General features: G+C 53.2%; 6 protein-coding genes. 4 read left to right on the top strand and 2 right to left on the bottom strand.

Annotation, left to right across the window (positions count from 1 at the left end):
• Positions 1-204: 204 nt before the first annotated feature.
• Both Q0J85_RS15100 and Q0J85_RS15095 read left to right on the top strand, forming a co-directional pair.
• Positions 205-1,446 carry a hypothetical protein gene (locus tag Q0J85_RS15100; protein ID WP_294483106.1) on the top strand — a complete coding sequence of 414 codons (1,242 nt, stop codon included), beginning with the start codon at positions 205-207 and terminating at the stop codon, positions 1,444-1,446.
• Positions 1,407-2,714, top strand: coding sequence for an FAD-dependent oxidoreductase (locus Q0J85_RS15095; RefSeq protein ID WP_294483104.1), 1,308 nt, complete (start codon positions 1,407-1,409; stop codon positions 2,712-2,714). The genes Q0J85_RS15100 and Q0J85_RS15095 overlap by 40 nt, the downstream gene beginning before the upstream one ends.
• Here Q0J85_RS15095 and Q0J85_RS15090 read toward each other — a convergent pair.
• A complete protein-coding gene (locus Q0J85_RS15090) occupies positions 2,701-3,627 on the bottom strand; it encodes an AraC family transcriptional regulator (RefSeq protein WP_294483103.1) in 927 nt (308 codons plus the stop codon). The two genes, Q0J85_RS15095 and Q0J85_RS15090, sit on opposite strands and share 14 nt — an antisense overlap.
• A gap of 200 nt (positions 3,628-3,827) precedes the next feature.
• Here Q0J85_RS15090 and Q0J85_RS15085 point away from each other — a divergent pair, with 200 nt between their 5' ends.
• Complete coding sequence (locus tag Q0J85_RS15085) at positions 3,828-5,738, top strand: ADP-ribosylglycohydrolase family protein (protein ID WP_294483102.1); 1,911 nt, start codon at positions 3,828-3,830, stop codon at positions 5,736-5,738.
• Positions 5,739-5,743: 5 nt separating this feature from the next.
• Here Q0J85_RS15085 and Q0J85_RS15080 read toward each other — a convergent pair whose 3' ends face one another.
• Positions 5,744-6,112, bottom strand: a complete 369-nt coding sequence (locus Q0J85_RS15080) for a hypothetical protein (protein ID WP_294483100.1) — start codon at positions 6,110-6,112, stop codon at positions 5,744-5,746.
• A gap of 86 nt (positions 6,113-6,198) precedes the next feature.
• Between Q0J85_RS15080 and Q0J85_RS15075 the strand changes: the two genes are divergently transcribed.
• Positions 6,199-7,218, top strand: a complete 1,020-nt coding sequence (locus Q0J85_RS15075) for a hypothetical protein (protein WP_294483098.1) — start codon at positions 6,199-6,201, stop codon at positions 7,216-7,218.
• Positions 7,219-7,281: the final 63 nt, after the last annotated feature.

Raw genomic sequence — 7,281 nt, 5'->3', positions numbered from 1 at the left:
CCGAGTGTCGCAGAAGACTTTGAAGTGCATAGATTCTCATATTGCATTCGCAACCGGATAACCTCAGCTGTATATTAAGAGAAAAATACAGCAGCCAAATTGTTGGATAATGTCCCAAATTTTGTGATGGGATGTGTTGTTTGACAAGGTTGCATCTGCCTTTTATTTTGAGTAACTCAAAATCTCAACATAAAGGGAATGCAGATGCAAGGTAAAATTAGCATGGACTTGTCGTTTTGTCAATCGGAGAATGGCTTTTCTTTGGACGAACTTGTAACAAAGTTGGCAGAAGTGTATGACCGCAAGGCCTTCGCCGAACTGCTGAAGATGATTTTGCAGATGGTTCAGGAGCTCCTGATGTATCGAATCTTTCATGGCGAAACAGATGCGTTGAAGTGTTGCGATAGTGGTCATCTTCGTCAGAACGGCAGCTTTGAGCGTCGCATTCGAACCAGCTTGGGGGAGTTCAAAATGAGGTTCTGGCGCGTGAGTTGTTCTGCGTGCGGAAAAAGCTTTTCGCCTTTGCAGCGCTTCATTCACTTGGGGCGTTATCAGACGAAAACCAATGAACTGGAACAGCTGATTGTTGAAGCAGCGAGCGAGACGAATTATCGGCGTGCCGTTCAGGAATTGGCACGTGACGGAAAACTGCCTGTGTCGTTTCATACTGCGCATGGCTGGGTGTTGCGAACGGATTGTGATGAAATCGACATATCCAGGCGGGTAATCGGTTCCGCACCGATTCAGATTATGCCGGATGGGACCGGATTCAAGGGCGGAGGTCGAAATGGCGAAGCTCGCAAAGGAGATTTGAAGGTGGTGATCGGCATTACGCAATCGGGAAAGATATTTCCATTAGGGGCATGCGCGGGAGCCCGTTGGGAGGACATCAACCAGCAATGGAAAGAGCAAGAAATGAAGTTTCCTGATGGTAGTATTTTGATTTGTGATGGCGAACTTGGGCTGTCCGAAGCATTTGCCGAATACGCCTCGGAGCAACAACGTTGCCATTGGCACATCAATCGGGATTTGTATTATGCGATGTACCAGGACGGCGGACGCAAGGCAGATTCCAAATCGATTCAGGAGGCTTTAGCTGGAGCATTGGCGATCGAATTGCCGCAGGAAGATTTCAAATATGTGTCTGAGAAAGAGAAAGACGATATTGAGGAACGAATGGAGAAAACTGAAACGGCCATAGATCAGCTGATCTGGGTGTATTATAGTGCAGCAGTGTTAATAATGCAAGGTGATTCACGTAAAAAAAACAATAATTTTTTCCAGATTGTCGAATTCTGCGGAAATCGAAGAAAATCCGCATGGAGATTGAAGGTTTTCGGCGGGAAATGTTTTATGATATTATATTCAGAAGGCGAACCAACTCAATTCACAGGAGCGATTTACTCATGGAAATGTATCAGGAGGCGGCCCGGAGTATTCCAGTAAAAGGCAGTTATGACGTCATCGTCGCCGGAGGCGGCCCGGCCGGAGTCGCCGCGGCGCTGGGGGCGGCACGGAGCGGAGCGTCGACGTTGATCGTCGAAGAGACGAATTGTTTCGGCGGCATGATTACCTCCGGGTTGATGTCGCACTGGACCGGCGGGACCGATTCGCTGGTGATGCATGAAATTCAGGCGCGTTGCCGCAGGAGTCCGTGGGAGTGCGAAGTGCTCGATGAAGAAAATACGCTGGTCATCAATCATGAACAAGCCAAGCTGGCGATCTTCGATCTTCTGGAGGGGGCGGGGGTGAAGATGCGCCTTCACACCCGCTGCTGTGATGTGATCTGCGCGGGGGAGGCGGTCACCGGAATCGTCACCGAGAGCAAATCCGGCCGCGAAGCGTGGCGCTGCCGGGTTTTGATCGATTGTTCTGGTGACGGCGACCTTGCCGTCCGGGCCGGTGCGGAGTTTCGCGTCGGCCGCGAAGGGGACGGGAAAATGCAGCCGGTGACGTTGATGTTCAAGATCGGCGGGGTCGATTTTGACCGGGCGGTGTTCCCGGGTTCATTTGAGACGCTCGTCGACACGCCGAAGGGGGAGCTCCAGGCTCTCGCGCGCAAATTATTGCCGCCGCCGGCCGGACATGTGCTGCTCTACCGCTCGACGATGCGCGGCGAGGTGACGGTCAACATGACCAATCTGACCGATGTGGACGGCAGCAACGCCGACGATCTGACTCGGGCGGAGATCGTCTGTCACCGGCAGATCCCGGCGATCGTGGCGTTTCTGCGCGAATATGTGCCGGGATACGAATCGTGTTTCTGGCTCAAGACCGCCGAGGTGGTCGGTGTGCGTGAGACGCGCCATTTTCTTACGGAATACGAATTGACCGCCGACGATATTCTTGAGGCGCGCCGGTTCCCGGACTTGATTGCGACGAAGAACATCTTCAACTTCGACATTCACAACGTCGAAGGGGCGGGGCTGGATGCGAATGGAGTCCAGAAGCATTTTCATTCCGCCGGAGATTATTCGATTCCCTACGGCTGCTGCGTGCCGCAAAAGGTGGAGAATCTGCTGCTCGCCGGTCGGAGCATCGGCGGTTCGCACAAGGCGCATTCCAATTTCCGCGTCATGCCGATCTGCGCCAATATCGGACTTGGAGCCGGGGTGGCGGCGGCGGTCGCCGTCCGGAACGGAACGTCCGTCCGTGAGGTGGATCTTGAAGCGGTTCACGCCCGGCTCAATGCGATGGGCGTCACGCAGGATTGATGGTTTCCACCCGCCCGGTCGGAACGCCGTTTCCTCTCCGGATGGCAGGTAGAGCGGCGTGTTCCTTAAGGTGCCTGCGGTATTCGCGTGGAGCCATTCCGGTGCGGCGCCGGAACGCCCGCGAAAAATGGCAGCTGTCGCTGAAACCGAGCTGCCGGGCGATTTCGCCGATGGAGAGCTTCGGCTCCTTCAACAGCGAACACGCCCGGCGAATCTTCAATGCGGCGATATATTCGAATGCGGAACTTCCCGTCCACTTCCGGAAGGCGGCGGAGAAGGTGGAGTCGCTCATTCCCGCCAGGCGTGCGAGTTGCCGGAGTGACAGTTCTCCATGCAGGTGGCGTTCGATGTAAGTGAGAATTCTGGATGCGGTCTGCGGTTGTCCGGGCGGCGGTGCCGTAATTTGTGCAAACTCCTGTTGTCGGATCAGTTCGACCATGAATTCGCCGAAGAGGCAGCGTGCCAGCCATTGCGCTCCCCGGCGGCGGCTGTGCAGTTCGTCGGTCATGCGTTCCGCCAGCGTGGTCAGATGATCGATTTTGTCAGGGGAGAGAAACACGACTTGAGGGTGTTCACGGTTTTTCCGCCATTTCGCAATGATTGCTGCAAGTTCGGGGACGGTTGCGAAAAATTCCGGCTCGAAGAGAATATTGTAGAATTCACACTCCGGATCCAGAAGGTAGCTGTGTACATCCTCCGGAGTGATGATGTAAAGATCTCCACGCAGCACCGGGTATGCGGCGCCGTTGATCCGGCAGACGCCGGAGCCGCGCGTAACGAACATCACTTCCATGCAGTCGTGCCGGTGTTCGTCGTTTTTTCTGAACTGAAGATTGCCGGCGTCGAATTTCACCTGCCAGACTGCCAGCGGTAACTCTTCTGTTCCATAATCGAGCAGTTTATAGAGATGCATTTCTCCGTATTTCCCGTTTCTCCGGTCGGTCGGTTGGTTTCAATATACACCGCCGGAGGAGTCCCTGCCACAGAAGTGTTGAAAAAAAATTGTTCCGGGCTGAAATTTCGGTGGATCGGGCAGGTTTTCTTCCGGTTGTCATGATATACTTTATTATAATTTCAAAATTCCATGATTTCAGGATGAAGAAGGGACGGAAAATGGATTATGAAGAATATTTCGACCGGGTATACGGCTGCTGGCTTGGCAAATGCATCTGCGGATCGATCGGAGCGCCGCTGGAAGGTTGCAAACAGCTTTTTCATTATCAGTTCGATCCGGCTTTCTGGCGGATCTCGCTGCCGAATGACGATCTTGAACTGCAGATTCTGTGGCTCAACGTGATTGAAGAAATCGGACTGGATTTCGACGCCGATGATCTTGCCGCCGCGTTTCTCGCCCACGTGCCCTACAACCCCGGAGAATACGCCTATTTCAAGCGCAATTACCGGCGCGGCATTCACCCGCCGACGTCCGGCATTTACAATAATCATTATTACCATGAGGGCATGGGCTGCTGCATTCGCGCCGAGATCTGGGCGTGCCTTGCGGCGGGCGATCCGGAACTGGCCGCGCGCATCTGCCGGGCGGATGGTCAGATCGACCATTCGGCGGAATCGATTTATTCGGAATCGTTCATCGCCGCGATGGAGGCGGCAGCCTTTGTCGAACGCGATCTGGATCAATTGATTGCGGCGGGACTCGCGGAAATTCCGGCGGAGTCGAAACTGGCCGGGCTGGTTCGCCGGGTTTCCGCCTGGTGCGAGGAAGAGGAGGATTGGCGGAAAATCCGGGAGATGGTGTTGCGTCATTATGGACATCCGGATTGCACGAATATGTTTCAGAATATCGGCATCACGCTGACGGCATTGAAAAAAAGCGGCGGCGACCTTGAAAAGGCGACGCTGATTGCGCTGAACAGCGGATATGATACCGACTGCACCTGCGGGATTGCCGGAGCGGTTCTGGGAATTATCTCCGGAGCGGAGAAATTGCAGCGCCATTACGGCATTCAGGACACAGGTTTCGTCACCGGGTTTGAATTGAATCGACCTTCGAACCGGATTGAACAGCTTGCACGTGACGTCGCCCGGCTGGTTGATGAGGCGGGACGTTTCTGGAATCGTTCGCTCAAGGTGACCGGCCTGCCGCCGGAAGTGGCGGAATTCCGTCTGCCGAAACGGAAACGCGCATTCCGTTTTCAAGTGGAATATGATGCATTGCCGGTGATCGCGGCCGGCGGAAGCGCCTCCTGCAGGATCCTGATCGAAAATCTGACCGATGCGGAATTTCGCGGCACGGCGCGACTGGTTTCGGATTCTCTGACGCTGGAATACGATCCGGAAGTTGTCATTCCCGCAGGATGCGTTGCCGTTGTCGTGGTCGCGGTGCGCCACGGCAATCCGGCGGCGGTGGCGGACACCAATCTGGTTCGAATGGAGCTCGGCGGAGAGAAATATGAATTCGGCTTTGCCGCGGCGGTTCCGTATCGGGTTTACGGTCCGTGTTTCGGGAATTTCGACGAGATTGGACAGGTGGATCTCTTCGGGGTGCATTACGATTATTTTCTGCCGCAGGGGGAGTTCATCAACCGTGCGACGGCGATCCGCAATTATCACTTGAACTCCCACGCCGGCTTGGAATTGGCATTGCCGGACGAAGCTGAAATCATTTCAGGCAAGGGCGTTCGGGTACCGGACGGGCGGATTGCCGCGCCGGACGATCTCATTCCGGTTGATTCGGCCTTCGGTTGCAGCGGTCCTGCGGTATTCTATCTGGTTTCGGAGTTTGAAACGCCGATCGACATGGAAATTCTGATCAGCGTCGGTCACTCCGGCCCGATGGTTTTCTGGCTCGACGGCCGGGAATTGGTACGCACCCGGCAGGAGACGTGGCGCACGCCGGAAAATCTCAACCTCGACGAGTTGAAACTTCCGGCCGGCCGGCACCGCGCGGTATTCAAGGTGGTTCGCCAGGGCGAAAAAGTCACGTTGAGCATCAACTACAAAAACAGTTTCCGGCCCGGCGAACAGGGAAACGCGCACTGTACGAATTTCACCTTTCTTGTTTAGTTCTGTTAAAATTCTCCGGTGATCGCAGCCAATGCCGGAACCGGGCTCTGAAGGTTGATGTAATCAACTTCTCCTTCGTCGTTTCGCGATGCGGCGTAAAAATCGATGGACGCGATCGTTTTATCGGGGTGCGGATTCTGCCATTTGGCCACGTAAAATCCGATTTCGTGACCATCTGCGCCGATGCGTCGGATTCCGACCGGCGCCTCCGGAAGATTTTTCGGCATCCACCAGTCGGCGATGTTTTTCCCGCCGGTGAGCGGATAATCGACGCTGGAGCCGTCCGAGTAACGGATACGGTAATACCCGCAGAGAGAGTTGTTTCCCCATCCGGCGGTATGCAGAAAATAGAGCGCCTTGAATTTCCGGTTCACCCGGATGTCCCGGATCGATCCGGGAAATTCGGGACGTTTTTCACCGCGGACAATCAAACACGATGGGCTTGGGAAAAACGATCCTCATGGGAACCTGTATTTTCTACGAGTTCTTAGTGGCGAATAAATTCCCGAAGGATCCGCATTTTTGCCACAACGCACTGGTGTTTGCTCCGGATAAAACCGTTCTGCAATCGCTGAAAGAAATTCAAACCTTCGACAAAAGCAAGGTTGTTCCTCCGGAATATGTTTCCTGGCTTGATGCCAATTTGAAGTTTGCGTTTCTCGACGATGCGGCGCTTTCTTTGCAGATATTGGAAAATTCGGAATATAACATCATCATCTCCAATACCCAGAAGATTATCCTGAAACAATCTCACAAGGAAAAAACAGCAGTCGATGAGCTCTTCTCGGCCGATAACACCTATGTCCGAGTCGAAAAAGAAGGAGCAGAAAATTCCTCGACGGCTGGTTTCGAGGATCTCTATAACTTCGACACGGAAGTGGAAACCGAAGAAGAGTTGATTGCAAACCAGCGTTTTGAAATGCTGAAACGTCTGAACAATCTGGGGATCTATGTTGATGAAGCACACCATGCGTTCGGAGATAAACTGGAAAAAGACTTTGCAGAAAAAGGTTCGACCAGTTTACGCAAAACGATTAACGAGCTGGCGGCCTGTTTGAGAAACGCGGGATCAAGCGTGGTTGCCTGTTATAACTATACCGGAACCCCGTATGTGAAAAACATGCTGTTGCCGGAGGTTTATGCATATAGCTTGAAGGACGCTATTGACAAGTATGCGCCCAGTGAGGGCCATCTGGATTTGAGTCAGACAGTGTGGTATGTTCTTCCACAAACCGGAATAATGGGAGGACGGCATGGGACGCGAAGGACGAGATTATTGGGAGGCGCAACTGTCAGAATATTGGGACAGCGGCTTGACGATTCAAGAATACAGCGAACTGAAGGAACTTCCTTACGAAAGCACCCGCCGCTGGATCCGAGTGTTGCAAAAGACTTTGAAGTGCATAGATTCTCATATTGCATTCGCAACCAGCTAACTCCAACTGTATATTATTGCAAAAAGGAGAAGCCAAATTGTTGATGGAGCGATTACAATATGAACAGTAAACAGGTCAATGAAACAGTCAATAAACTGTTTTCGTTC

Origin of the sequence: uncultured Victivallis sp. (assembly GCA_944389935.1) — a bacterium.
Lineage (GTDB): Bacteria > Verrucomicrobiota > Lentisphaeria > Victivallales > Victivallaceae > Victivallis.
The sequence above is the reverse complement of the archived record's forward strand: the minus strand, read 5'-3'. Positions and strand labels throughout refer to the sequence as shown.